The 24,333-nt window shown below is 67.2% G+C and carries 25 protein-coding genes and 1 pseudogene; 11 read left to right on the forward strand and 15 right to left on the reverse strand.

All coding sequences use genetic code 11. From position 1 onward, the window contains the following. The first annotated feature begins 30 nt into the window (after window positions 1–30). The 4 genes from C1706_RS05425 (at window position 31) to C1706_RS05440 (ending at window position 4,208) form a co-directional block, all read left to right on the forward strand. On the forward strand, window positions 31–909 hold the full coding sequence (locus C1706_RS05425) for an HAD family hydrolase (RefSeq protein ID WP_129458213.1): 879 nt from the start codon (window positions 31–33) through the stop codon (window positions 907–909). Further along, window positions 818–3,115: a carbon starvation CstA family protein gene (locus C1706_RS05430; protein ID WP_180316836.1), complete on the forward strand. Its 2,298-nt coding sequence runs from the start codon at window positions 818–820 to the stop codon at window positions 3,113–3,115. The genes C1706_RS05425 and C1706_RS05430 overlap by 92 nt, the downstream gene beginning before the upstream one ends. Further along, window positions 3,116–3,361 (forward strand): YbdD/YjiX family protein, encoded by a 246-nt coding sequence (locus tag C1706_RS05435; RefSeq protein ID WP_206660992.1) that lies wholly within the window; start codon window positions 3,116–3,118, stop codon window positions 3,359–3,361. A 262-nt stretch (window positions 3,362–3,623) separates the two neighbouring features. Further along, window positions 3,624–4,208, forward strand: coding sequence for a hypothetical protein (locus tag C1706_RS05440; protein WP_129458214.1), 585 nt, complete (start codon window positions 3,624–3,626; stop codon window positions 4,206–4,208). 374 nt (window positions 4,209–4,582) lie between these two features. On the opposite strand, the gene C1706_RS05445 is transcribed toward C1706_RS05440, so the two are convergent. The 10 genes from C1706_RS05445 to C1706_RS05490 all read right to left on the reverse strand — a co-directional run bounded on the left by C1706_RS05445 (window position 4,583) and on the right by C1706_RS05490 (window position 13,861). Next, the gene (locus C1706_RS05445) at window positions 4,583–5,344 is read right to left on the reverse strand and encodes an ABC transporter (protein WP_129458215.1); all 762 of its coding nucleotides are present in this window, start codon (window positions 5,342–5,344) and stop codon (window positions 4,583–4,585) included. Beyond that, window positions 5,341–6,273, reverse strand: coding sequence for an ABC transporter ATP-binding protein (locus tag C1706_RS05450; RefSeq protein ID WP_129458216.1), 933 nt, complete (start codon window positions 6,271–6,273; stop codon window positions 5,341–5,343). The genes C1706_RS05445 and C1706_RS05450 overlap by 4 nt, the downstream gene beginning before the upstream one ends. Further along, entirely contained in the window at window positions 6,270–6,503 is a 234-nt protein-coding gene (locus tag C1706_RS05455; protein ID WP_206660993.1) for a PLD nuclease N-terminal domain-containing protein, read from the reverse strand. The genes C1706_RS05450 and C1706_RS05455 overlap by 4 nt, the downstream gene beginning before the upstream one ends. Before the next feature lie 31 nt (window positions 6,504–6,534). Continuing rightward, window positions 6,535–7,347: a hypothetical protein gene (locus tag C1706_RS05460; RefSeq protein ID WP_129458217.1), complete on the reverse strand. Its 813-nt coding sequence runs from the start codon at window positions 7,345–7,347 to the stop codon at window positions 6,535–6,537. After that, the gene (locus C1706_RS05465; protein WP_129458218.1) at window positions 7,344–8,054 is read right to left on the reverse strand and encodes an ABC transporter ATP-binding protein; all 711 of its coding nucleotides are present in this window, start codon (window positions 8,052–8,054) and stop codon (window positions 7,344–7,346) included. Before C1706_RS05465 ends, C1706_RS05460 begins: the two co-directional genes overlap by 4 nt. Beyond that, entirely contained in the window at window positions 8,051–8,623 is a 573-nt protein-coding gene (locus tag C1706_RS05470) for a helix-turn-helix domain-containing protein (protein WP_129458219.1), read from the reverse strand. The genes C1706_RS05465 and C1706_RS05470 overlap by 4 nt, the downstream gene beginning before the upstream one ends. Before the next feature lie 262 nt (window positions 8,624–8,885). Next, window positions 8,886–9,773, reverse strand: coding sequence for a dihydropteroate synthase (gene folP, locus C1706_RS05475; RefSeq protein ID WP_241653447.1), 888 nt, complete (start codon window positions 9,771–9,773; stop codon window positions 8,886–8,888). Window positions 9,774–9,850: 77 nt separating this feature from the next. After that, on the reverse strand, window positions 9,851–10,675 hold the full coding sequence (locus tag C1706_RS05480; protein WP_129458220.1) for a class II aldolase/adducin family protein: 825 nt from the start codon (window positions 10,673–10,675) through the stop codon (window positions 9,851–9,853). Between the two features lie 84 nt (window positions 10,676–10,759). After that, window positions 10,760–12,223 carry a cardiolipin synthase gene (gene cls, locus C1706_RS05485; RefSeq protein ID WP_129458221.1) on the reverse strand — a complete coding sequence of 488 codons (1,464 nt, stop codon included), beginning with the start codon at window positions 12,221–12,223 and terminating at the stop codon, window positions 10,760–10,762. A 129-nt stretch (window positions 12,224–12,352) separates the two neighbouring features. After that, a complete protein-coding gene (locus C1706_RS05490) occupies window positions 12,353–13,861 on the reverse strand; it encodes an MFS transporter (protein WP_129458222.1) in 1,509 nt (502 codons plus the stop codon). Between the two features lie 130 nt (window positions 13,862–13,991). Here C1706_RS05490 and C1706_RS05495 point away from each other — a divergent pair, with 130 nt between their 5' ends. Continuing rightward, entirely contained in the window at window positions 13,992–14,534 is a 543-nt protein-coding gene (locus C1706_RS05495; RefSeq protein WP_241653448.1) for a TetR/AcrR family transcriptional regulator, read from the forward strand. 46 nt (window positions 14,535–14,580) lie between these two features. Here C1706_RS05495 and C1706_RS14540 read toward each other — a convergent pair whose 3' ends face one another. Genes C1706_RS14540 through rhaI form a run of 3 tightly spaced genes read right to left on the reverse strand, consistent with a single transcriptional unit; the run spans window position 14,581 to window position 16,982 of the window. Continuing rightward, window positions 14,581–14,952, reverse strand: coding sequence for an FGGY-family carbohydrate kinase (locus C1706_RS14540; RefSeq protein WP_241653449.1), 372 nt, complete (start codon window positions 14,950–14,952; stop codon window positions 14,581–14,583). After that, complete coding sequence (locus tag C1706_RS05500) at window positions 14,874–15,812, reverse strand: FGGY family carbohydrate kinase (protein WP_241653450.1); 939 nt, start codon at window positions 15,810–15,812, stop codon at window positions 14,874–14,876. Before C1706_RS05500 ends, C1706_RS14540 begins: the two co-directional genes overlap by 79 nt. Before the next feature lie 3 nt (window positions 15,813–15,815). Next, the gene (rhaI, locus tag C1706_RS05505) at window positions 15,816–16,982 is read right to left on the reverse strand and encodes an L-rhamnose isomerase (RefSeq protein WP_129458224.1); all 1,167 of its coding nucleotides are present in this window, start codon (window positions 16,980–16,982) and stop codon (window positions 15,816–15,818) included. Window positions 16,983–17,077: 95 nt separating this feature from the next. On the opposite strand from rhaI, the gene C1706_RS05510 reads away from it, so the two are divergent. Further along, window positions 17,078–18,106 (forward strand): LacI family DNA-binding transcriptional regulator, encoded by a 1,029-nt coding sequence (locus tag C1706_RS05510; RefSeq protein WP_129458225.1) that lies wholly within the window; start codon window positions 17,078–17,080, stop codon window positions 18,104–18,106. 94 nt (window positions 18,107–18,200) lie between these two features. Here the strand turns inward: C1706_RS05510 and C1706_RS05515 are convergent, their stop codons facing one another. Continuing rightward, window positions 18,201–19,445 (reverse strand): LCP family protein, encoded by a 1,245-nt coding sequence (locus C1706_RS05515; RefSeq protein WP_129458226.1) that lies wholly within the window; start codon window positions 19,443–19,445, stop codon window positions 18,201–18,203. A gap of 80 nt (window positions 19,446–19,525) precedes the next feature. After that, a complete protein-coding gene (locus C1706_RS05520; RefSeq protein WP_241653451.1) occupies window positions 19,526–20,473 on the reverse strand; it encodes an asparaginase in 948 nt (315 codons plus the stop codon). Between the two features lie 130 nt (window positions 20,474–20,603). Between C1706_RS05520 and C1706_RS05525 the strand changes: the two genes are divergently transcribed. From C1706_RS05525 to C1706_RS05540, 5 genes and pseudogenes are all read left to right on the forward strand, one after another. After that, window positions 20,604–21,329: an aggregation-promoting factor C-terminal-like domain-containing protein gene (locus tag C1706_RS05525; protein ID WP_129458228.1), complete on the forward strand. Its 726-nt coding sequence runs from the start codon at window positions 20,604–20,606 to the stop codon at window positions 21,327–21,329. Window positions 21,330–21,378: 49 nt separating this feature from the next. Next, window positions 21,379–21,492: pseudogene (locus C1706_RS14955) on the forward strand (hypothetical protein); the annotation flags it as partial. A 3-nt stretch (window positions 21,493–21,495) separates the two neighbouring features. Beyond that, on the forward strand, window positions 21,496–22,257 hold the full coding sequence (locus tag C1706_RS05530; protein WP_241653452.1) for a rhomboid family intramembrane serine protease: 762 nt from the start codon (window positions 21,496–21,498) through the stop codon (window positions 22,255–22,257). Window positions 22,258–22,294: 37 nt separating this feature from the next. After that, entirely contained in the window at window positions 22,295–23,053 is a 759-nt protein-coding gene (locus tag C1706_RS05535) for a DUF4031 domain-containing protein (protein ID WP_129458230.1), read from the forward strand. After that, on the forward strand, window positions 23,050–24,279 hold the full coding sequence (locus C1706_RS05540; RefSeq protein WP_129458231.1) for a multidrug effflux MFS transporter: 1,230 nt from the start codon (window positions 23,050–23,052) through the stop codon (window positions 24,277–24,279). Before C1706_RS05535 ends, C1706_RS05540 begins: the two co-directional genes overlap by 4 nt. Window positions 24,280–24,333 lie beyond the last annotated feature (54 nt).

Raw genomic sequence — 24,333 nt, forward strand, 5'->3', positions numbered from 1 at the left:
ACGCTCGGGGAGGCGCCCTAGGCTGGCGTCATGCCTTTGCTCCTGCTCGACCTGGACAACACGCTGGTGGATCGCGCCGCGGCTGTGCGCGCATGGGCGGCCGATTATCTCGCCGAGCGGCGCGCCGACCCCAGCCTGCTAGAGGCCGTGGTGGCCGCCGACGGCGATGGGCTGCGTCCCAAACCCGACGTCGCCGCCGACCTCACTGCGCTCTTACATCTGTCGGCGGCAGAGTCCGCTGAGATCATCGTGACGTTGCGCGCCGGAGTGATCCAGCACTTGCGGCTGGTCGCCGACGCCGAGGCCGCGCTGGCGCTGGCCCGCGACCATGGGTGGACGCCGTTCATCGTGACCAACAGCCAAGAGCGTCAGCAGGAGCGCAAGATCGCCTCCTTGGGGCTGCACACCCAGGTGGCTGGCTGGGTGATTTCCGAGGCGGTCGGCATAGCCAAGCCCGACCCGCGCATCTTCGCCCTGGCCGCCGAGGCTAGCGGTCAGTCCCTGGCGGACGCCTGGATGGTGGGCGACTCCGCGGAAGCGGACATCGTCGGGGCGCACGCCGCCGGGCTGCGTTCGGCTTACCTCCTGCGGGGGGGGGCACGTGGCCGCAGACTCTTCCCGCTCCGACGGTGCTGGCCACCTCGCTCACCGAGGCGGTGGAGGCGGCCCTGGCCTGGCGGTGAGCGCGCCGCGTCCTGTATGACCTGGGTTTCTCTTTTCCCATACCCAGGGGGGTTGACAGGTGTATCGTCCGATGCGGGGGACTCCCCCAGACGCCTCCCGCCAATTCCGACCCGAGGACATCATGCAGACACCCATGCCGGATGCATCCGGCCCCTCCGACGGCATCGTCGCCGTCGATCCTCTCGCCGACGAACGTCCGGCTGTCGAGGTCCATGTCGACGATGACAAGCAGCACGCCCGCTGGACCCCCACCAAGATCGCCCTCTGGGTGGCCATCGCCCTCGTCGGCGCGGTCGCCTGGTACATGATCGCGTTCAGCCGCGGCGAGTCAGTCAACGCTGTCTGGTTCGTCTTTGCCGCTGTGGCGTCGTACTTGATCGCCTACCGGTTCTACGCCAAGTACATCGAGAACAAGCTCATTCACCCGAGCAACAAGCGCGCCACCCCGGCCGAATACAGCTACGACGGCAAGGACTACGTCCCGACCGATCGCCGCATCCTGTACGGCCACCACTTCGCCGCCATCGCTGGCGCGGGCCCGCTCGTCGGCCCGGTGCTGGCCGCTCAGATGGGCTACCTGCCCGGCACGATCTGGATCATCGTCGGCGTCATCCTCGCGGGTGCCGTCCAGGACTACCTCGTGCTGTTCGTCTCGATGCGCCGCAAGGGCCGCTCGCTCGGCCAGATGGCGCGCGACGAACTGGGCCTGTTCGGCGGCATCGCCGCGTTCATCGCCACCTTGTCGATCATGCTGATCATCGTCGCCATTCTCGCCATGGTCGTCGTCAATGCCCTCGGCGAGAGCACGTGGGGCGTCTACTCGGTGGGCCTGACCATCCCGATCGCTTTGTTCATGGGCGTCTACCTGCGCTACCTGCGTCCGGGCAAGGTCATGGAGGTGTCGGTCATCGGCTGCGCCCTGCTGCTGTTCGCGATCATCTCGGGACGCTGGGTGTCCCAGTCCGATATCGGCCAGGCGATCTTCCACCTCGACCGTCCGACGATCGCGTGGATCATCATCGCCTACGGCTTCATCGCCGCCGTGCTTCCCGTGTGGATGCTGCTCGCCCCGCGCGACTACCTGTCGACCTTCATGAAGATCGGCGTCATCGCGATGCTCGCCATCGCCATCATCGTGGTGCGTCCCGAGATCCACGTCCCCGCGATCACGCGGTTCGCCGAGACGGGTGACGGGCCTGTGTTCAGCGGCAAGCTCTTCCCGTTCCTGTTCGTGACCATCGCCTGCGGCGCCCTGTCGGGCTTCCACGCGATGATCTCCTCGGGAACCACGCCGAAGCTGGTCGAGAAGGAGTCCCAGACCCGCCTGATCGGCTACGGCGGCATGCTGATGGAGTCCTTCGTGGCGATCATGGCCTTCGTCGCGGCGCTGTCGATCGACCAGGGCATCTACTTCGCGATGAACTCGTCCGCGGCTGCCACCGGTGGCACCGTCGAGGGCGCTGCCGCCTTCGTCAACGCGCTCGGCCTGCACACTGCGGACGGCTCAGTCGTCAGCACGACCCCGGAGATCCTGGCCGCGACCGCGCAGTCGGTCGGGGAGGCGTCCGTCGTGTCCCGCACCGGCGGTGCCCCCACCTTGGCCGTCGGCCTGTCGCAGATCATGCATTCGCTCATCCCGGGCGAGGGCATGGCGAGCTTCTGGTACCACTTCGCGATCATGTTCGAGGCCCTGTTCATCCTGACCTCGGTGGACGCCGGTACTCGCGTGGCCCGCTTCATGGCCTCGGACGCGCTGGGCAACGTGTACCCGCGCTTCCGCGACCTGAACTGGCGCGTCGGCGCCTGGATCACCACCGGTTTGATGGTGGCGGGCTGGGGTTCGATCCTCGTCATGGGCGTCAACGACCCCCTGGGCGGCATCAACACCCTGTTCCCGCTGTTCGGTATCGCCAACCAGTTGCTGGCCGCGGTCGCCTTGTCCATCTGCTTGCTGGTGTTCGCCCGTAAGGGTTACACCTGGCAGTTGCTGATCATCGCCGTGCCGATGGTGTTCACCGCGATCATCACCGTGTACGGGTCGCTGTTGAAGATCTTCGATCCGCACCCGTCCATCGGCTACTGGGCCAACCACTTCCTGTACCGGGACGCGCTGGCTCGCGGGGAGACCCATCTGGGCGCTGCGAAGACGGTCAAGGCCATGGAGACGGTCGTCGGCAACACTGCGGTGCAGGGCTCGCTCTCGATCCTGTTCGTGGTGTGTGGCGTCATCGTCATGATCGTGTCGGTCATCAAGACGATCCAGGCCCTGCGTGGCAAGGGCATCATCGACACCGAAGAGCCGGCGCACCCGTCGCGCATCTTCGCCCCGTCCGGCATCATCGCCAACCCGGCGGAGAAGAAGCTGGAGAAGGAATGGGCCGCGTTCTACGAGAAGTACCCTGAGGAGAACCTCGAAGGAACGAGCCACTAGGTGACGCACGAATCCGCCGCACACGCGGCAGCCGACCGGTCGACGGGATCCCCCGTCGACCGGTTGGTCGCGTTCGCCAAAGAATGCCGCCGGTTCGCCCGCGGCGTCCTCGGTTCGGACGCCTACGACAAGTACCTGCACCACCATCGCGTCACCGGCTGCGACCACGAACCGCTGTCCGAACGCGACTTCTGGCGCGCGAAATACCGCGACCAAGACCACAACCCCGGATCCCGCTGCTGCTGATCACCCGAGACGCGTCGAGGCGTCAAGGGTGTGGTGACCAAGCAGGCCTGACTGCTGCGGCGACCATTGTGTGGCGACCCTCTCCGCAGCAGAGCCGAGGCCGCCCACCGACATTTTTTGGGCAGAGTGGGATCGATTGAACTCATCACGCTCAACCCCTTATCCTCAACGCTCGTTGCGGGCATCGACACGGTGCGCCTGTGGATAGATTCCACAAACCCCTGGGGCTATGTCAGGCTGACAGCACCCCCAGGAGGTGACCATGACGTCTCACCCACGATTCTCGCTCTTGTGTGGCGCATTAGCGGCGTCTAGCGTGCTGGCAGCCTGCGCTGGTCCCAGCACACCCAGCCCCACTCCGTCGCCGACGTACCAATGCGTCCCCGACGCTGGTGGAGACCCCGTCCCCTGCGGCCCGATCGAGTACGAGCAAGCCCAAGCCCGCGACGCCCTCTACGCCGAGGCCGAGGCCGTCTACCGCCGCTTCTGGGCAGAATCGGATCGACTCTACGCTTCCGAATCACCTGAAGTGACCCCCGAAATCGAGGCTACGACCGCCGGGAATTTCCTCAAGTACGTCGAGGAAGAATTCGCTGCACCGTCATACGCCCGGCGACTCTCGGGTAACACAAGGCTTGTCCGCCTTGAGCGCTACGTGGGTGTCTCCCGCTCCGGATCAATTGTCTCCCTCAATGCCTGCTGGGACTCTTCAGGAGCGACTTTTTCGCCTCGCAATGGAGGCCCCGCAACTGCCGGTGTGGCAGTTGACGAGAACGTCTTCTTCTCCCGATTCGACGGTGTGCTGAAGTTGGTGGACGCCGAGTCTGAGGCGGTGAACCAGTGCTGATACGAGGGAATACACGGATGACCAGTTGTATCGCGCGGGCCATCTCATGCGGATCCCTGAGTGCTGGGAGGAGTCTTGCATCGTCAGCAACTGCGTTGCTCAACACACGCCGACCACGGTCCCGACCGGCGTCTCCGCATCTTCGCGAAGCGAGGTGGAGACTCTCGTTTGCGCCCTCGTCTCCCGGCTCGTTATCCCCGATCCCACGCCGCAAATCGGGCCCGATCCCAGCGACAACGAGTGGAACATGGCAGTGGTCGGCTACCCGTTGTGGCTCTGGACCGACACCCCGTGTGCTGCGTGCCGGAGGCCGTGGGTAAGTCGTCGCCCGGCTGGATCCCGAGAGCGGGTGCGGGCACCTTGAGATATGTCGTCTAGGCATCGCGCCGGAGGCTCTGTCGGCTCACCGCGATGCTGGCGATGAAGAGGCATCCGGCGGTGACGATGACTGCCGAAAGCAGCGGGGGCGCGAGCTTGGCTGGATCGAGCGTAGCTGCACCAAGTAGCGCGGTCGGAGCCCAGGCAGAAACCGCTTTGAAGCTGTTGAGAAGCGGGAGTACGAGCATCAGCACGGTGGCAGCGGCAATCGCTACAGCGGTGCGGCGGGTGAACGCCATGATGAGGTACCCGACGCTCATGGTCATGACGAGGTAGAAGGCGGAAGCCACCCCGACCGATGCGAGCGTTCCGACGTCGATCGATCCAATGGTCGTCGTGGTGAGTATCGCGGCTACGCCAAGGGCCACGAGATAGCTGGCAACGACGAAGATCCACCCGATGACCAGCCGGGGCAGCGTGAGCCGCGCGAGATGGCGCACGCGGGTGCGGTAGAAGATCGAGGAACCGGGACGAGCATCCCACCCCAAAGAGGTGATTGCGACTGCGACTGCAAGGATGAGTCCCAGTTGCATGGCGCTCTGGTTGAACAGGGCGATTCCGTCGTCGGGGGTCGCGCTCGCCGCTTGAATGGTGAGCTGTTCGGTGCCTGCGGCAGCGCCGAGTATCTCGGGCATGTAAAGCGCGACGACCGGGCCGGAGAGTCCGAAGAACACGAAGACGGCGACCAACCCAATGAGCAGGCCAGATCGCATGAGGCGGAGCGTCTCGACGCGAGCGGAACTGAGGATGAGGTTCATGAGTGCTCTCGGTTTTGGATGATGCGGGCGAAGGAAGCGTCAAGATCACGGTCGCGCAGGGTGACTTCGATGATGGGCACCTGGAATGCTTCAAGCGCGGCGATGAGTCCAGTCTCGGCGCGCTCAAAACTACGGAATCGAACGCTACACAACGTGTCGGTTTCAAATGTGAAGCTGGCTTCGGGCACGACCGTATTGAGGTCAGTGATGTCGCGCCGGGAGGGCGTGCCGAGACGCACCATCCAGTTAGGTTCGAGACCGTCTGTGAGGATCGAGGCCGTGGTGCCCTGGGTGACGATGCCGCCATGGTCGAGCACGACGATGCGATCCGCGAGCTGTTCGATCTCGCTGAGGAGATGGCTGGAGAGCACGATGCAGCGGTGTCGTTTCTGCTCGGTGATGATCTCTCGCACGTCAGCGCGGCCGATGGGATCGAGTGCGCTGTTCGGCTCGTCGAGAATGAGAATGTCGGGATCGGTGACCAACGCCGCAGCAACGCCGAGACGTTGCAACATGCCCCGCGAGAAGTCCGCGACGCGGCGATCAAGGACGGCTCCCAGGCCGCAGGTGCGGAGAGTTGATTGTACGGACTGCTCTGCTCTTACGTCGTTTTGCTTTTTGTTCACTGGTCTATTCGTGCGGGACACGGCGAGTGACGTTTCCACGACTTCGCGGGCCGTGAGCCAGGATTCAAACTGCGGCACATCGGGGCAGTACGCCATTGTCATATCCGCCGAAGCAAAGCTGACCGCACCCGACTGGGCCGAGGTCAGCCCTGCGATGATGCTAAAGAGCACGGTCTTTCCCGCGCCGTTGGGCCCGATGACGGCGGTTACGGCGCGATCCTCTGCGGTGAAACTGATGTCACGAATACCGCCACCTCCCGGATAGACGCGAGTGAGACCCTGGACGGTCACTGCAACGCTCATCGCAGATCCTCATCCCGAATCTTCTGCCCCTGGCTACGGCCGACGATCAGGTAGACAATCGCTCCCAGCGGGATGAAGATCAACACGAACAGCACCCACGCCCACTTGGGGAGGAGCTGCACGGGCTTACGGATGATGTCGATCAGGGACCAAGCGAGCAAGATTGTAGTAAGGGCGATCACTGGGATAAGCGGGACGAGCATCGCCACATCGATGTCGGGGAGATTCATGGATTGCCGTTCGTTCGATTGGGTTCGATTGTCAGGTACCGAGCACGCGGGTGCTTCGGAATCCCCGTGCAGTCAGTCGGATGAGGGCAAGGCTCGCTAACAGGCTCACGATTAGGACTGCGACAATTGCGGGCAGCACCCAACCGGGCAGGAATAGCACCGATGGGATGACGACGAGTGCGGGCAGCAGTGCGACGAGGCGGATGGGTCCACCGTTCATACCGGCCCTGCTGTCGAGGCTGTGCGGGTGCAGCAGGGCGCCGAACAGCGTAGCCGTAGCTGACCAGACGCCCATCGACAAGGGAAGAGCGACCAGGGCAACTCCGTACCCGAGCGACAGAGATATCGATACCCCGGCAAGGAAGGAAGCCACGACTGCGACGATCCCGAACGCACACACCGCGACTATCCAGGCCACAGCTGTCAGAGCCAGGGCAGCGCCCAGATACGAATCGAACAGGCGTTGGCGAGGGATCGGACTCGCCAGCAATACTTCGATTCCACCACCGCTGATGTCGTCAGCTACCACACCAGGAAGAGTGAGCGTTGCGACGATTGCGACGAGGGCGCCAAGGAAAGCCGGGGTCATCGTCAGTAGATAGGAGGTCATCGGGAGAAAACCGCCCGCCGAGTCACGCGCAACCACAAGTCCACCCGGATCGGCAGGAATCATTTCCTGGAGGTTCGACAGCGTGTTCACGCTTCCAGAACCGAGAAAAACGAGTACGCCGAGGCCACCACCGACCAGCGCTGCCAGCCAGACCGCAGTGGTACCCTGCTGCAACCAGGTTCGTCGCGCGAACGCGACGATGCGGCGTCGAGGCATGGACGTGGTGTTTGTCATGGCGTGTCCTCCAAGACAGCGAGAATCTCAGCCTCACTCACCGGCCGGTGAGCATCAGCACCAAGATCGATGAGCTGCCGTCCGCTGACGACCAGGTAGTGCTGGGCCAGGTGAAGCGCCTCGGGCACGCTGTGGGTCGAGTAGAGCACCGTGCGCGTCTCGCCCCATTCACTCAAGAGGTCGCGGGTCTGCGCGGCATACACCGGGTCGAGTCCGCTCAGAGGTTCATCGAGCACAATGAACGTCGGGTCAGTCATAGCGAGGCGGGCCAGGTCGACCCGCTGCCGTTGCCCTCGGCTCAGCGACGACACCTTCTTGCTCAGCAGAGCATCCAGGTCAAATTGGCTGATGAGTTCCTCGGTCGGCACCGAAGCGGCATCTGGGTAGGTGCTTGTTATGTCCGCCCAGAATCGGAGGTTCTGCTCCACAGTTAGCGCGCTCGCGAGCGCAGACGCATGACCGAGATAACCGACCTTCGACCGCACCGAAGCACCATCGGCCACAACAGCGCCAAGCACCTCACATGTGCCATCCAGAGGCGGGATGATCCCACACAGCGTTCGCATCAGCGTCGTCTTTCCTGACCCATTGCGACCCATCAGGGCCGTCACACCCGGCTTCAGCGTCAGGTTGAGCGGGCCGAGCACCTCGGTTGTGCCGTAGCCCGCAACAAGCCCGGTGGCGGTCGCGGTGTTGGTCTTGCTCATTCCGCAGCTCCAGGCTCTTGATGACCGTCCTGCGAACCGTTGGCTTCCTCTCGCGGAATGATCACCGTGGTCAGAGTGCGACGACGACGTCCCGGAGTTGGGCCATTGCCCAGCAGGCGCTCTAGAGCCGCCATGATGGTGCTGCCGAAGGCGTCGATCTCGTCGTCATCCGCCCAAAACGATGCCTGAGCGAAGCTCACTCGGTCGGCATGCAGTTTCGGATCGCCGACTTCGAGGTAGTCACCGAAGTCGCGGATCAGCCCGGACGCGAACACGGTGAATGCGGTCAGCAGTTCCTCTTTGCTCAGCGCGTCCAGTTCCTCGGCGGAAGGGTTCACGAACGCTTCGGCCAAGCGGTAGGTCTTCTCGCTCGCCCCTCGAACCTGCCTTGCGCTGGCGACCTCAACGAGGTCGTGCGAGACAAGGTGTGAGACATGCCTGTAGAGCGTCGCAATCGGCACATCAGGCAGTCGTTCGTGAAGCTGGTGTGTCGTCAGCGCATCGTCACCGAGCAACGTCTGCACGATGCGAAGCCTCACGGGATGCATCAGCGATGAGGAGGAAGCCATGCTGCAACTATATCAGTATTGATAATAATAACAATGCGCTCCCGCTCTCCGGCTCATCCCACCACATGAACGTCGCGTTACGGATGAGCACCGAGCGCCCGACCGGTTACCGCCACTAGTCACTGGAGCGTTGCTTGGGAGGCCTTGGGCTACTCCGGCACCATCCCGCTCACAGTCACGGGGAGCCGCGAGATCCCTGTTGGCGAACTCCACGCCGTCGTGGTCCGCTAAGGCTCAGCGTGATACCAACATCACGCCATGATCAGCGACCCCGGTCGGTGCGCAGCGGCAGACGGTCGCCTCGTAGCGAGGCGACCATGTCGAGGACGCGGCGGGTGGCGCGCACGTCGTGGGTGCGGAAGATCGTCGCTCCTTGCCATGCGGCGATTGCCGTCGCCGCCAGACTGCCTTCGAGGCGGTCGTCAGCGGGTAGGTCGAGTGTTTCGCCGACGAAGTCCTTGCGACTGATCGCCTGGAGGACGGGGAAACCCAGGGCGACGAATCGCTCGGTGTGCGCCACCAGGGCCAGCGAGTTGAGCGTGGTCTTGCCGAAGTCGAGGGTCGGGTCGATGAGGATGCGCTCCGCCGGTATTCCCGCGTCGACGGCGCGGCGTGCCCTCGCGTCCAGGACGCTGACGACCTCGTCGACGACCGCATCGCCGGGCCCATAATCCACGCCGACCGGGTCGGTGCGCGGGGGCAGTCCCCCCGTGTGCGACACGACGTAACCCGCCCCCTGGGCGGCCGCGACCTCGACGAGCGTCGGGTCGGCGCCCTGCCATGTGTCGTTCACCACGTCGATCAGGCCCGCGCAGGCGTCCGCGACCTCGGAGCGCCACGTGTCCAGCGACAGCAGCACGTCAGGCAACGCCGCCTTGAGCGCGCTGAGCGCGGGCTTGACGCGCGCGATCTCCGCGGCCGCGTCCACCCATTCGCCCTCTTGCCCGGCGCGCACCCCGCCCACATCGACGATGCTGACCCCTTCGGCCACCATCGCGGACGCCGACGCGACGACAGCCGCCGCGTCCTCGTAGCGTGCGGGCGCATAGAACGAGTCGGACGTCCGATTGATGATGCCCATGACCGCCGGGTGGGCGGCGTCAAACGTCTGGCCCCGCAGGATCAGGGGCGCGGGTGCGATGCGCGTCACGTGAGCGAGTCTCTCACCCCACCGAAATCCATGTCCTGCACACGTTCGCCCTTCCGGCGTTTCGCCGAGGCATCCGCTCAGAACAAAGTCGTGGGAACGTGGAACGCCTCAACGACGCGGTGAAGTTCCTCGTCGGAGAGGCCCTGCGCGCGACCGCCGGTGGCCAGATTCTTGTACTCGTACAGGGCGCCCGTCTCGGCGTACTCGATCTTGTCGCAAGCACCCAGCGGGGACACGTCGGAACGCGCCATGACGCCGTGCTTGGCCCACAAGACGACCTGATGGTCGCGCAGGCCAGCCACATTGCTGGCCATCAGCTCATCGGAGCCTGGCACCATGAACGGCAGGAACTTCACGCCCTCGGGAAGTTGGACGATCGTCTCAGGCTCCCAGCGCAAGATCGCGCGATTGAGCTCGGCGGTGCCCTGAAACTCGGGCAGGTGCGACAGCAGCGTCAGATGCGGCGGCTGGGCGTGGATCACCGCCTGGAACGCGACCCCACGGCGAGCGACCTGATCGTCATGGACGCCCAAGTGTGAGTTGAACTCGCTGGTGGGACGAACGAAGTTCCCCCCGGCCCGGTAGTGGAGCGTCCCCGCCCGGCCACCCTCGTGGACGACGACCGCACCGACGTTGTGCGCGGGCTGATCGCCGACCTCACGCAACCGGCACCCCGAGCCGGTGACGAGCACCGTGTACCCCGCCAGGTGCGGGACGGCGAGCGGCAGCTCAAGTGGACGCTCGGCGTCGAAGAACTCACCCAATTCCAGAGGTTCGCGCGCGATGACAGAGAGATTTCCCGCCCCCGCCTCGATCGCGTCAATGCTGTTGAGGCGGCGTCCAGCGGCCCCCATGCTGGCCAGGATGTCGGTGAGCGTCTCGGGATACGACGTTGTTCCCATCGCCCCTCCTTCCAGAGTTGAATCGTTTCATAGCTTAGGCGGCGTCGGCCTTGCCTGTCGAGGGTGCTCCAGCCCCCATCGAGGTCACATCAGGGCGGAGGCCAGCCGGCAGACGTTGTTGACGGACTTCTCATGCCAGGGGCGACGCTGCCACTGCTCCAGGGTCAGTTCGCTGGACACCCGCCGATAGTGCTCGTCGTGGCCCTTCAGCAGGCCGACCAGGTTACCGTCGAAGCCGAGCATCATGATCTCGTAGTCCAGGGCGAACGAGCGGTAGTCCATGTTCGATGAGCCAATGACGCCCACCGCATCGTCGACCGTCATGTACTTCGCATGGAGCACCGCCGGGGCCGGGTACAGGTACACGTGGACGCCCGCCTCCAAGAGAGCCTCGTAGTAGGAGCGCTGGGCGTGGCCGACGACGAACTGGTCGGCCTTCTCCCCGACGAACAACTCGACCCGGACGCCGCGATACACCGCCGACGTCATCGCCATGAGTAGCGCGCCATCGGGAACGAAATAGGGGCTGGTGATGGTGATGGTGTGCTCGGCTGCGTACATGAGCGCCAAGAACATGCGGTGGTTGGGCTCAGTCGGATAGCCGGGGCCGGACGGGACGAGTTGCAGCGCGTTCACCGACCCACCGAGAGGCTGAGGTTCGCGGGGGGTGAAGTGCGCGGAGCGATCGAGCAGTTCCCCTGACTCCACGAACCAGTCCATCGCGAACACGGCTTCGACCTCGAGGACGATCCCGCCGCTCACCATCACCGACAGGTCGTGCCAGCGGCGTCCGAGCGCCCGGTTGCGGGCGCTGTCGTAGTGCGGGTCGATGACGTTGTGGGAGCCAATGAGCGCGATGTCGCCGTCCACGACCAGCAGTTTGCGGTGGTTGCGCAGATCGGGGCGACGCCAGCGCCCGCGCAGCAGGTCGATGGGCATCATGACGCGCCACTCGACGCCGATCTCGGTGAGCCGCCGCCCGAACTGGCGCCACCCCGGATACTTCTGGGAGCCGAGTTGATCGACCAGCAGGCGCACGGTCACGCCGCGCCGCACGGCGTCCGCCAAAGCGGTGAAGAACACGTCGGTCGTCTCGTCCCAGGCCATGATGTAGAACTCGACGTGGACGTAGCGCGTGGCACGATCCACTGCCGCCGCCATCGCGGCATACGTGTCGGACGCCTCCGCCAGCACCTCCTCCACCGCACCGGTGAGGCAGGGCATCGCGGTCAGGTCGCGGTCCATGCTCACGACGCCGCGCAGCGCAGCCGAGGGCTGGGCGTCGGCGGGAATCAGCGCCACCCCGGCCATGTGGTCGCGAATGATCTGGTCGCTCTCGCGCTGGATCGCGCGTCGGCGTCCCGTCACCCAGGGGCTCCCGATCAGCCAGTACAGCGGAAACCCGACGACCGGAACGAACAGGATCAGCAACAGCCACGCCGACGAGGAGGAAGGGCGGCGGTTCTCCGGGACGACGCCCAGCGCGACGACCTTCATGACGAACTCCACGACGAGCCAGATCGTCCCGGGCACGGACGTGGGTGTCATGACGCCTCCCGCCTCATCGTGTCCCGGACGCCAGCCTGGTCGTCCGCGCCGATCGTAGCGACGGCCGCGGCTCAGCGACGCGCGTATCGACGTCCGCGTCAGGCGTCCTGCGTCCGCTGCGCTGGAGCGTTAGGCGCGCTTGAGCGTCACCCGGGCCAAGACGGCGGCCACGAGCATCAGCACCACGCCGACGGCCGAGGTCAGCGTCACACCCGAGTCGAAGGCGTGACGGGCGGAGGCGAGCAGGGGCTCGGCGATCGCCGCCGGGAGTTGGGCCGCCACGTCGAGTGCGCCACCCAGGGTCTCCTTTGCCGCGAAGGTCTGCTCGGGGGTGAGCCCGGCGGGAATCTGCACCCCGGTGCGGTAGGCCGCCGTCAGCAGACCACCCAGGACGGCCGTGCCGAGCACCGACCCAACCTCGTAGGCAGTCTCCGAGATGGCCGAGGCCGCGCCAGCCTTGGCTGCGGGAACCGCCGCCAAGATCAGGTCGTTGGAGATGGTCTCGGCTGCCCCGACGCCTGCACCCAGCAGACCGAAGGCCAGCAGCAAGCCCAGATCGAAGCCGGAGCTTCCGCTGAACATCACCACCAGGTAGCCGACGGCGTTGAGCAGCAGGCCACCGACCACGATGGTGCCCGGCCGCACGAAGCGTGCGAGACGTACCACCAGCAGCCCGGCGATGACGGTCACGATCAGGCCCGGCAGCAGGACCAAACCGGCCTCAATAGGCGTCTTGCCCGACACGAGCTGGAGGTGCTGCGACACGAAGAACAAGAAGCCGACCAGCGAGAAGACGCTGAGCAGGTTGGCCCCGACCGCCCCGCTGAAGACGGGGTTGGTAAACAGCCGGACGTCCAGCATGGGGTTGTCGTGGCTGAGCTGACGCCGGACGAACCAGAAGCCGACGCCCAGGGCGATCACCAGCGAAACGGCCAGGTCGATGCCCGGGCCGTAGACGGCGACAGACTTGATGCCCCACACGAGCGCAACCATGGTGATCAGGATCAGCACCGTGCTCAGCGCGTCGATCTTGCCGGGGTTCGGATCCTTGGACTCAGGCAGGACGAGAAGGCCCGCGATCAGCAACGGCAGCAAGACGGGGACGGCCAGCAGGAACACGGCGCCCCACCAGAAGTGCTCCAGCAGGAATCCGCCGACGAGCGGGCCGAGCGCCGCACCACCGGAGAACCCGGCGGCCCACACGGCGATCGCGAGGCGACGTTCCTCGGCGTCCACGAAGATGTTGCGGATGAGCGACAGGGTCGCGGGCATCAGCATCGCGCCGAAGAAGCCCATGGCCGCACGGGCGGCGATGAGGGCTCCCGCGGTCGGAACGAATGCGGCGACGGCGGAGACGAGCGCAAAGCCCGTGGCGCCGACGAGGAGCAGGCGGCGACGACCGAAGCGGTCACCCAGGCTGCCCATGGGGATGAGAAGGCCCGCTAGGACCAGCGGGTAAACATCGACGATCCACAGCAGCTCGACGCCGGTGGGGCGGAGCGCTTCGGAGATCATCGGGACGGCGAACGCCAAGACCGTGTTGTCTACCGCGACCAGGAGGACGGGCAGCATCAAGACGGCCAGCGCCCACCAGCGCAGCTTGGCTGCTGCTGGTGCGGTCATCTCGGTCAGGGTCATGAAACACAGCTCCTTCTCTGCGGCGGGGCTCCAGGTGAGGCCCGCCACCCCTCATACTATACCGTCCAGACGGTACAGTTCAACTGCGGAGGGCGCCCCGGCAACCTCGCGGCTCGATACGATGACCCCCATGTCAGCGCGCGACAGAATCCTCGACGCCTTCGAGGCGCTCCTCACCACCGAGGGCGAACGCGCCGCCACCCTCGACGCCGTGGCTGCCAGCGCCGAAGTCTCCAAAGGTGGGTTGCTCTACCACTTCCCCAACCGCGAAGCCCTCGTCGCGGGCCTGCTGGAGCGCCTGCGTGCGCTCGCCGATCTCGACGTCGTCGCCATGGCGGCCGCCCCCCAAGGGCCGTCGCTGTACTACGTGTCCTCCTCACGCAACGTCGACTCGCCCTTCGACCGCTCCCTCATCGCGGTGGCACGCCTCGGCTGGGAGAAACACCCCGAGGCCAGCGCCACCCTGCGCGACATCCAGCGCCGGTGGCTCGCTCTCATCCGCGACGAAGTGCGCGACGAAGGCGTCACGCAAGCGATCATGCTGATGGGCGACGGGATCTACTACAACGCGGTCTTCGGCGGGGACGTGTTCGAGGATCCCAGCGACCCCCTCGCCAGCCTGCTCCAGGTCGTGCGACGCATGGTGGAGTCCTCTCCCGGCCGCACCGCCTGAACACCCCCTTCGCTGCGCGGTCCAGCAGCGCCGAGTCAACCCGCCCTCACTGACTGGGAACGTACGTCCGCATGGGCGTCGAGGCCGCCACCAGCGCCCGCAGCGCGGCACGATCACCACCCCAGCCCAGGCCCTGCGCCTGCGCCGCCACATTCCCCAAGGCCGTGGCCTCTACGGGTCCGGCGACCACGGGAAGGCCCGCATACTCGGCCGTGAGTTGGCACAGCAGCGCGTTGCGCGCGCCCCCTCCGACGAGGTGGATGCGCTCGACCCCGATCCCCGACAACTCGGCGGCCGCCCACACCGCCCGGGCGAAGGCCTGGGCCAGGGACTCCACGATCAGCCGCACCAGGCCCGCCTGGCTCTGCGGGACGGCAAGCGACCGCTCGCGCAGCCACGCCTCGATCCGGGCTGGCATGTCGCCGGGCGCGAGGAAGGCATCGTCGTCGATGTCGAGCAGGGCGTCCGGGGTCGGTTCGGCGCGGACGCCTCCACCCCGACCAGCCCCCACGTCCCGCACGAGATGTAGGCGGCGCGGTCGGGATCCATCGGGACGGCCAGCACCGCGGAGGCTGTGTCGTGACTCGCGGCGGTCAGCACGGGCACCTCGGCGCCAACGTGGCGGGCTGCGGCCCCGCGCAGGACGCCGACCTGGACGCCGGGTTCCACCGGCGTCCCGACCAGCCCGGAAGGAATCCCCAGGCGCGCCATGAGGACGGCGTCCCAAGTGCGGGTGCGCGCGTCCATCAGCCCCGTCGTGGAGGCGTTGGTGACCTCGTTGACCGCCTCGCCGCTGAGCCAGTACGTCATGAGGTCGGGGATCATCAGCAGCCGGTCAGCCGCCAGCGCGGCGGGTGGCTCCGTGGCGAGTTGATACAGCGTGGTGAACGGGAGGAACTGCAGCCCGGTGCGCTCGTACAGCGACGCGAAGGGCACCTGGGCGTGGACGCGTTCGGCGCCGCGAGCCCCGCGGGCATCCCGGTAGGCGAACGGGACTCCCTGCAACGCCCCGTCGCGCACCAGTCCGTAGTCGACGGCCCAGGCGTCAACCGCGACACTGGCCCACTCCTCCGACGCTGCGGCTGCGCGCAGGCCTGCCAGCGCTTCCGCGTACAGGTGCACGACGTCCCAGTGGAGGCCAGAGGGGAGGGCGACGGGATGGTTGGCGAAGCGAGCGACCTGGGTCAGATCGAGGCGATCGCGCGTGAGGCGTCCGATCATGACGCGTCCGCTGGTCGCGCCCAGGTCGATGGCGGCCACGGACAGGGACGCGGGCATCCCTCAGGCTCCCCAGCCTGCCTGGACGCCGCCCACACGCTCACGTTCGATGCGTTCCTGGTAGCCCGAGGCGAGGAACGCGGCCATCGGGTCGGCGGGCAACCCCCGCTCGGTGCGCCACTGGGCCAGCCGGGGGCGAACATCGGTGTAGAAGGCGTCCATGAGGATCTGGTTGGCGCCCAAGACGTCGCCGCGCCGTTGCGCTTCGGCCAGCGCTGCGGTGTCGAGGCACAGCACGCGCGCCAGCATCTCCACGACGTTGAGCACCGAGCGGATCTGACCGGGGATCTTGCCCTCGATGTTGTGACATTGGTCGAGCATGAACACCACCCCGGAATCGGCCTCCAGCCCGCCACCCCGGACGACTTCGGCGAGGATGCGGAACAACTGGAATGGATCGGCGGCACCCACGATGAGGTCGTCGTCGGCGTAGAAGCGGCTGTTGAAGTCGAAGCTGCCCAGGCGTCCCAGGCGCAGCAACTGCATGACGATGAACTCGATGTTGGTCCCGGGTGCGTGGTGTCCGGTGTCGAGGCAGACGCGCGCCCGCTCCCCGAGGGCGAGGCAGTGCGTCAGGGAGGTTCCCCAGTCGGGGACGTCGGTGTGATAGAACGCGGGCTCGAAGAACTTGTACTCCAGCACGAGCCGTTGGTGGGGAGCGAGCGCCGCGTAGATGGTGGCCAGCCCCTCGGTGAGCCGGTCCTGGCGGGCGCGCAGGTCGTCTTGCCCGGGGTAGTTGGTGCCATCGGCGAGCCAGATCTTCAGGTCGCTCGACCCGGTGGCCGTCATGACGTCGATGCAGGCCAGGTGGTGCTCGACGGCGGCCTTCCGGACGCCCGCGTCGGGGTGGCACAGCGAACCGAGCTTGTAGATGTCGTCTTGGAACGTGTTGGAGTTGATGGTGCCGATCCGCACCCCGCGCTCCGCGGCATGGCGGGTGAGGGCATCGACGTCGTCGACCTGATCCCACGGGATGTGCAGCGCCACGCTGGGAGCGAGCCCGGTGAGGGCGTGGACGCAAGCGGCGTCGTCGATCTTCTCGAAGGGATCGCGCGGGACGCCGGGCGTGGCGAACACCTTGAAGCGCGTCCCGGAGTTGCCATAGGCCCAGGAGGGGACCTCGATCGCGAGGCCTGCGAGGGTGTCGAGATGCTCGTCGGTGAGTTCCATGACCCCGCCTTTCTGAAACGTTTCAGATTAGTGAAGCAGGCCGCCGGAGCCCGGTCAAGCACTCACAGCGGGAGCATCTCGCTACGATCCCGGACATGGATCATCGCGGCCCCGTGGGGGTCAAGGACGTGGCAGCGGCCGCCGGGGTCTCCGTCGGCACCGTCTCCAACGTGCTCAACCGACCCGACCGGGTCACCGACGCCACCCGCGAGCGAGTCCACCAGGCGATCGACTCCCTCGGGTTCGTCCGCAACGAAGCCGCACGCCAACTCCGCGCGGGGCTCAGCAACTGCGTCGGGCTGATCGTCCTCAACGCCACCAACCCCTTCTTCAACGACGTGGCCACCGGCGCTGAGGAGTGCGCGGCCGAACACGGCGTCGCCGTCCTGGTGGGCAACAGCGCCGAGCAGCCCGACCGTGAGGACGCCTACCTGACCCTGTTCGAACAACAACGCGTCCGCGGGGTGCTCCTCAGCCCGATCGGGGACGCCGGGCCACATCTGGAGCGTCTCGCCCAGCACGGCATCGCCGGGGTCGTCGTCGACCGCGACATCGCCACCGGCGCCCACTCCTCGGTCTCCGTCGACGACGTCGCGGGCGGCACGCTCGCAGCCCGCCACCTCATCGCGCTCGGACACCGCCGCATCGCCTACGTCGCCGGCCCCGCCTGCCTGCGGCAGGTCACCGACCGCCTCGACGGCGTCCGGCGCGAAGCGGCCCACCACGGCGGCATCGACGTGGAGTTGGTGGAGGCCGCCAACCTCGACATCGCCGCGGGAGTGCACTGCGGGCAAGCCATCCTCGACCGGCCACGCGCGCAGTGGCCGACCGCGCTCTTCGCCGGGAACGACCTCATCGCCCTGGGACTACTGAAGGCCCTCCTGGCTCGCGGGGTCCGCGTCCCCGACGACATGGCCCTGGTCGGCTACGACGACATCGCCTTCGCCGAAGGCGCCGCGATCCCCCTCACCTCGGTGGCCCAGCCACGCCACGAAATCGGGCGTCGCGCAATGGAACTCCTCCTCGCCGCAGGCGAGGAGGAGCGCCCGCAGCCGCAGCGCGTGGTCTTGCAACCGCACCTGGTCGTGCGCCGCTCCTCCGATCCCCACGCACCGCTCCTGTGATGCTGCCGCTCACCCTGCGCCCGGCCCCTCGGCGGCACGAGCGTCTAGGAGCAGCACGAGCATCGGGGAGCGCGAGCCCCTGACCGCAGACCGATCACGCGTAGGGCGTGAGGTCCCCCTCGCCACGCTTCATGGCGTCGAACATCGCAGCGGCCTTCTTGGTGTCCCACAGCACGCTGGACCCAGCAGCCGTGTGGGCGTTCGGGTTCCCCACCGGGACGCTGAGCGTGTCGGCCTGCCCGGTACCGATCTTCATCGCCGCCGAGACCAGCCCCGCAAACTCCATGGGGCCAGTGTCGTTGCCGACGGTCAGGGACTGGGAGACCGACGAGTTGACCCCCCACCACTGCCACGGCAGGAGCAAGGTCGCCGGGGAGAGCACCTTCTTCGCGAGCGCGGAGACCATCTCCCGCTGACGCTTCGCGCGGCCCAGATCCCCCTCGGGGTCGGCGTGACGCATCCGCACATAACCCAGCGCGGTCGCCCCGGACATGTTCTGGCAGCCCGCCGGAATGTCCAGATTGGAGTCCTTGTCCTGGATGGCGTTCGGCGGGCACATCTGGATGCCGCCCACCGCGTCCACAACGTTGACGAAGCCGCCGAACCCCACCTCAACGTAGCCGTCCACCCGCAGCCCCGTGTTCTGCTCGATGGTCTGGACCAGAAGCTTCGGCCCGCCGAAGGCGTACGCGGCGTTGATCTTGTTCTTGCCCCGCCCGGGGATCGGCACGTAGCTGTCGCGGGGCACCGAAATGAGCGCCGCCTTCCCCGACGGGGGGACGTACAGCAGCATGATCGTGTCGGTGCGCTGACCCGCGTCGTTGCCCGTCCCGAGCTTGACTTGCTCCTCGGTGGACAACGCGGCCCGTGAATCGGAGCCCGCCAGCACGAAGACGTGCCCGGGCGTGTCGGCGGGGCGGGTTCCTGCAGGCGTCGCGTCCGTCTTCGGCATGAAGGGCCAGGTGGCCAGCGGGACACCGATCACATAGGCCAGCACCACAACCAGCAGCACGAGCACGATCCGGCCCGGACGCACTCTCCGGCGCGGACGCGGAGCACGCGGACCGGAGGGGACGTTGCCTCCACCAGGCTCGCCAGGCGAGCCGGGCCGCGTCGGGGACACCGGCGGTTCCCCCACGCCAGCGGAGCGAGAACCTGCGTCGCTCAGCGGGGCGCCGGCTGCGTCGTAATGCCCCACCGGCGTCGGGCGGCCCGCCTCGGGACGGGGCTGTCTCGGCTCGGGGGGCGGTGTCCGCGGCGGCGGGGATTGATCGGACGGCTCACCGCTGGCGTAGTCGCCCCGCCGGTAAAGCCAATCCTCGTCGTCGGTACTGCTCACCCACCCCACGGTACGGGATGCCCGCTCGCCCCCACATCACGCCAGGGTCGCTGCGGCCTCCACCGCCGGGACCAGACCGATCAATCGAGAGTCGCCTCCACCGCGCCCACCCGTTCCCCATGGCCAAGGACCGGAATGTCGCCGAGCTTGTCGAGTGCGCGCGGATCCACGTCGCAGTAACGCAGCGCAGCGGCCGCGACCACGCGTCCGGCGCGCGACCCGTCGGCGATCTTCACCGCAACGCCCCGCCCATCGGGCAGACCCACCGCAAAGACCGCTTCGGCGCCCTCCTTCGCGATGACGCCGGGAACGGCGGCCATCAGTTCGCTGTCGGGGCGTCGCGGACCCCCCACATAGAACGGGAACGAATGCATGGCATGGGCGACAGCCTCCGCTTCCCCCTCCTGCGCTGCGGCCATGCGTCCGAAGGCGCGCGCCAGGCCCGTCAGCGCGAAGGCGTGCACGGGGGCGCCGCATCCATCCACGGCGGTGGCGACGATCGGCTCGTCCGCATAGTCGGCGATCACCTGGACGACGGCCTCCTGCAACGGATGCGCCGGATCCAAGTAGTCGCCCAGCGACCACCCCGACGCCACACAGGCCCGCAGGAATCCCGCATGCTTGCCGGAGCAGTTTTGGGCGATGCGCTCCTCCCCATACCCGGCGGCCAGCCACACCTGGAGCGCATGCTCCCCGATGGGCTGCCCGGGGGTGTTGCCGAGCGCGTCGACGGTGAGCCCCGAGGCGGCCAGGCTCGCCCGGACGCCCGCCATCTGCCACGCCTCGCCCGAGTGCGACGCGCATGCGAGCGCGAGGGCCTGATCGCGCAGGGGGGCGCCGCTCCGCAGGGACGCGATGGCCTGCAGCGGCTTGAGCGACGAGCGCGGAAATACCGGCGTCGCGGGGTCGCCCCAGGCCCGCTCGACGCTGCCGTCGGGGGCGGTGATCACCGCTAGGCCACGATGAAGGGACTCCACAAAGCCCTGACGGACGACACGGGCAACGATGGGGGCATCCACCAAACTCACGCTCTGCACCCTACGCGTTCGCCGGTTCACCCGCGGCGGCTGCGCGGATGCCCCTCCACGGTCACAAACCCGACCCAGCCACGGCAACCTGAACTTTTCCTGAGAGACTGAGCGTGACACCATGGAGCCCATGGCCTTGTTCTCTCAGCTTCGCGCGGTGGTGACCTCTGCCGTCGCCCTGGCTGTCGTCGCAGGCGCCGGTGTTGCCTTCGCGCTTCCCGGCCAGACGACGGAGATCACGATGGCCGTCCCTGCCGCCCTCACCTCCGCCGACGTCCAACTCAGCGAGACGGACGCCCGAGAGCTGACGACCAGCCGGGACGCCTCGCGCGACGGCCTGAGCACCGACATCGCCGACGCCGTCCGGGAGCGCTCGGCCAGCATGTCCGCCACCGATGAGGCCATCGACAAGACCCAGACCGCCATCGCAGCCGCGGCCAAGCGCGCCGCTGACCAAAAGGCCGCGACCCAGATCGCCGCCACCGAGCAGGCCGCCAAAGAGAAGGCCGCCAAGGCAGCCGAGGCGAAGAAGAACGGCTACGACCCCGACACGACCGCGCCGAAGGAGATCGCGCGCCAGATGGCGCAGAACCTGTACGGCTGGGGCTCCGATCAATTCACCTGCTACGACAACATCATCATGCGCGAGTCGATGTGGGATCCCACTGCGGCCAACCCCACCTCCAGCGCCTACGGCATCCCGCAGGCTCTCCCCGGCAACAAGATGGCCAGCGAGGGCGCCGACTGGAAAACCAACCCCGTCACCCAGATCAAGTGGGGGCTGAAGTACATCAAGTCGACCTACGGGACGCCGTGCCAGGCCTGGTCCTTCAAGGCGGCCAAGGGCTGGTATTGATCGAGGCCACTTGGCACGATCCCCCCTGCATCGCCCCTAGGCTGGACGGATGAGCAGCACCGAGGTTCCGCCGACACCGCCGGCACCCCTGGCCTGCGCATACCATCCCGATCGCCCTGCCGGGGTGCGCTGTCAGCGCTGCGGAGCACCAATCTGTGGGGAGTGCATGATCGAGGCACCCGTCGGGTTCCAGTGCCCGGCATGTGTCGCCTCCGCCACGGCCCACGTACGGACGGGACGCCCATCGCTGCGGAAACCCGGTGCGTCCTCCATCGCCAGTTTCGTGATGATCGGGATCAACGTCGCGATCTGGCTGGCGATCATCCTCACCGGCGGCGATACCTCCCCCGTCGCCTCCGCGTTGGGCCTCAACCTCACCGCAACCTGCGACGTCGGCAGCGACACCTACGTCAACGTGGATCCGGCGACTTGCGCCGCCTCCTTCGGGTTGTGGCTGCCCGGCGTCCAAGATGGCGCCTGGTGGAAACTGCTGAGTTCGGGCTTCACCCACCTGGCGATCGTCCATCTCGGGTTCAACATGGTGGTACTGGGCATGCTCGGCCCGCAGATGGATCGTCTGCTGGGCACGTGGCGCTTCCTGGCGCTCTACGGCAGTTCCATCCTGGGTGGTTCGCTGTTCGCCTTGCTCCTCTCCCCGATCAACACGTTCACCGTGGGCGCCTCGGGCGGCCTGTTCGGGCTGATGGGTGGGCTGCTGATCATCGCGCTCTTGCGCCACGGCGACGCCCGCACCATCTTGATCTGGCTAGGGGTCAATGTCGTGTTCACGTTCGCTGGCGGGGGATCCATCTCCTGGCAGGCCCACCTGGGCGGTCTGATCTTCGGCGCTATCACCACCTACGCCCTCATGCGGTGCGCCGAGTACCGCGCCCGGATCGGACGCCTGCGCCGACCCCCGCAACCATGACGGTCGTCGCGGCCGGCTGCGCGCGAGATCCCCGCCCATGATCCTTCTCGACGAGGCACGCTGGCCCGCCCACGGACGGCTGTGGGGTCACCTCGTCTCCGATACCGACCTCAACGAATTGCACCGCTTCGCTGCCCGCGTCGGGGTTCCCGCCCGCGGCTTCGATCACGACCACTACGACTACCCGGCCGAACGACGAGCCTCCCTGATGGCGTCCGGGGCGACATTCGTGGACTCGCGGGACCTGCTGCGCCGGCTGCAGGCGTCCGGGTTGCGCGTCCGACCTCACGAGCGGACGCCGCAGCGATCGGTCGCGATGGAGCGGCTGCGCGCGCGGTGGCTCCAGTTAGCGCCCGATGCCCTCGCACTGCGAGAAGACCTCCTGACCCGCTGGTCGGAGCCGCACCGTCGCTATCACGACGCACGACACCTGGCGCATCTTCTCGATGCCCTCGACCTCCTGGGCGCCGACGAGCCAGTCATCCGCTGGGCTGCGTGGTTTCACGACGCGGTGCACACGGGCCGCGCCGGCGAGGACGAGCACGCCTCCGCAGCCCTGGCCCGCGCGACACTCGCGTCCTTGTTGTCTCCCGCGGAGGTCGACGAGGTGGCCCGCCTCGTCGAGGTGACGATCGATCACGCCCCGGCACCAGGCGACGTCCGCGGCGCGTACCTCAGCGACGCCGACCTGGCGATCCTGGGCACGGCCCGAGGCCGCTATGACGTGTACGCGCGCGATGTCCGCGAGGAGTACGCCCACCTCGACGAGCGTCACATCGATACAATCTCGAAGTGACGACGCCTGACGCTCCCCAGTATCGGCCCGGCCCCAAGTACGTTTTGCTCCTGGGTTCCCTGGCCGCCGTCCCGGCGATCACCTCCGATCTCTACCTGCCCGCGCTGCCCACCGTCGGCGCCGAGTTGGGTGCGAGCGCTGCCGCAGCGCAACTCACGTTGTCGGGCATGCTCATCGGCGGCGCCATCGGCCAACTCGTCATCGGTCCGCTCTCGGATCGGTTCGGACGCCGCCTGCCCGTCCTCGTCGGGTTGATGGGGCACGTCCTCACGTCGATCTTGTGCATGATGGCGCCCAACATCTCCGCGCTCATCGGCTTGCGCGTCGCCCAAGGGTTCTTCAATGCGGCGTCCTCGGTCGTCGCGATCGCCGTCATCAGGGACCGGTTCATCGGCTCAGACGCCGCACGGCTGCTGTCGCGGCTCATGCTCGTCATCGGCGTCGCTCCCCTCTTCGCCCCGGCTGTCGGCGGCGCCATCGCCGAGGTGTGGACGTGGCGGGGCGTCTTCGCCGTCCTCGCCGGCTTGGGGTTGTGCCTGGCCGTCCTCGTGTGGCGGTTCATGCCCGAGACCCTCCCCGCCGAACGACGGCGCCCAGCCCATCCTCGCGTCGTCGCGCGCGGCTATCTCACGCTGCTGAAGGATCACCGCTTCATGGCGCTGGCGCTCATCCCGGGCCTCTCCCAGGCCGTCATCATGAGTTACGTGGTGGGCTCGACCTACGTGTTCCAGAAAGAGCATGGGCTCTCCAGCCAGCAGTTCGCCCTCCTGTTCGCGGTCAACGGGATCGCGCTGATCGGCGGCGCCCAACTCAACGCCTTCCTCGTCCGTCGCACCACGCCGGTGAAGGTGTTGCGCGCCAGCCTCGCGCTCCAGGCCGTCTTCGCCGTCACCTTGGTCATCGTCACCGCCACCGGCGCTGGTGGGCTGATGGCCTTGTGCGTCCTGCTGTGGCTGACCTTGACGTTCCAGGGGCTGGTCCCCGGCAACGCGAGCGTCCTCGCGCTCCACGAGTACGGGCACATGGCGGGGACGGCCGCCGCCTTCCTCGGCTCGATGCAGGCGGGCATCGGCGGGATCATCTCCCCCTTGGTCGGGTTCACCGGCGGGACGGGCGTCTCCATGGTGTCGGTCATGGCCGGGTCGATCCTGACCGCACTCGCCATCCTCGCCTTCGCCACGCCGACCTACCGGCGCCCGCGTCCGGCCCCCGGAGCCGCCGCCTAACGGGAACCGACCGCCGCTCGGGTGGTGCCGCTTTCCCTCACCTGGCACGGTAGG

This window comes from Propioniciclava flava (assembly GCF_004126535.1).
Lineage (GTDB): Bacteria > Actinomycetota > Actinomycetes > Propionibacteriales > Propionibacteriaceae > Propioniciclava > Propioniciclava flava.

Bases quoted from the DNA above. Each gene is read 5' to 3' on its own strand.
- C1706_RS05425 (WP_129458213.1), top strand. From the start codon at position 31: ATGCCTTTGCTCCTGCTCGACCTGGACAACACGCTGGTGGATCGCGCC.
- C1706_RS05430 (WP_180316836.1), top strand. From the start codon at position 818: ATGCCGGATGCATCCGGCCCCTCCGACGGCATCGTCGCCGTCGATCCT.
- C1706_RS05440 (WP_129458214.1), top strand. From the start codon at position 3,624: ATGACGTCTCACCCACGATTCTCGCTCTTGTGTGGCGCATTAGCGGCG.
- C1706_RS05445 (WP_129458215.1), bottom strand. From the start codon at position 5,344: ATGAACCTCATCCTCAGTTCCGCTCGCGTCGAGACGCTCCGCCTCATG.
- C1706_RS05450 (WP_129458216.1), bottom strand. From the start codon at position 6,273: ATGAGCGTTGCAGTGACCGTCCAGGGTCTCACTCGCGTCTATCCGGGA.
- C1706_RS05455 (WP_206660993.1), bottom strand. From the start codon at position 6,503: ATGAATCTCCCCGACATCGATGTGGCGATGCTCGTCCCGCTTATCCCA.
- C1706_RS05460 (WP_129458217.1), bottom strand. From the start codon at position 7,347: ATGACAAACACCACGTCCATGCCTCGACGCCGCATCGTCGCGTTCGCG.
- C1706_RS05465 (WP_129458218.1), bottom strand. From the start codon at position 8,054: ATGAGCAAGACCAACACCGCGACCGCCACCGGGCTTGTTGCGGGCTAC.
- C1706_RS05470 (WP_129458219.1), bottom strand. From the start codon at position 8,623: ATGGCTTCCTCCTCATCGCTGATGCATCCCGTGAGGCTTCGCATCGTG.
- C1706_RS05480 (WP_129458220.1), bottom strand. From the start codon at position 10,675: ATGGGAACAACGTCGTATCCCGAGACGCTCACCGACATCCTGGCCAGC.
- cls (WP_129458221.1), bottom strand. From the start codon at position 12,223: ATGACACCCACGTCCGTGCCCGGGACGATCTGGCTCGTCGTGGAGTTC.
- C1706_RS05490 (WP_129458222.1), bottom strand. From the start codon at position 13,861: ATGACCCTGACCGAGATGACCGCACCAGCAGCAGCCAAGCTGCGCTGG.
- C1706_RS05495 (WP_241653448.1), top strand. From the start codon at position 13,992: ATGTCAGCGCGCGACAGAATCCTCGACGCCTTCGAGGCGCTCCTCACC.
- C1706_RS14540 (WP_241653449.1), bottom strand. From the start codon at position 14,952: ATGCCAGCCCGGATCGAGGCGTGGCTGCGCGAGCGGTCGCTTGCCGTC.
- C1706_RS05500 (WP_241653450.1), bottom strand. From the start codon at position 15,812: ATGCCCGCGTCCCTGTCCGTGGCCGCCATCGACCTGGGCGCGACCAGC.
- rhaI (WP_129458224.1), bottom strand. From the start codon at position 16,982: ATGGAACTCACCGACGAGCATCTCGACACCCTCGCAGGCCTCGCGATC.
- C1706_RS05510 (WP_129458225.1), top strand. From the start codon at position 17,078: ATGGATCATCGCGGCCCCGTGGGGGTCAAGGACGTGGCAGCGGCCGCC.
- C1706_RS05525 (WP_129458228.1), top strand. From the start codon at position 20,604: ATGGCCTTGTTCTCTCAGCTTCGCGCGGTGGTGACCTCTGCCGTCGCC.
- C1706_RS05530 (WP_241653452.1), top strand. From the start codon at position 21,496: ATGATCGAGGCACCCGTCGGGTTCCAGTGCCCGGCATGTGTCGCCTCC.
- C1706_RS05535 (WP_129458230.1), top strand. From the start codon at position 22,295: ATGATCCTTCTCGACGAGGCACGCTGGCCCGCCCACGGACGGCTGTGG.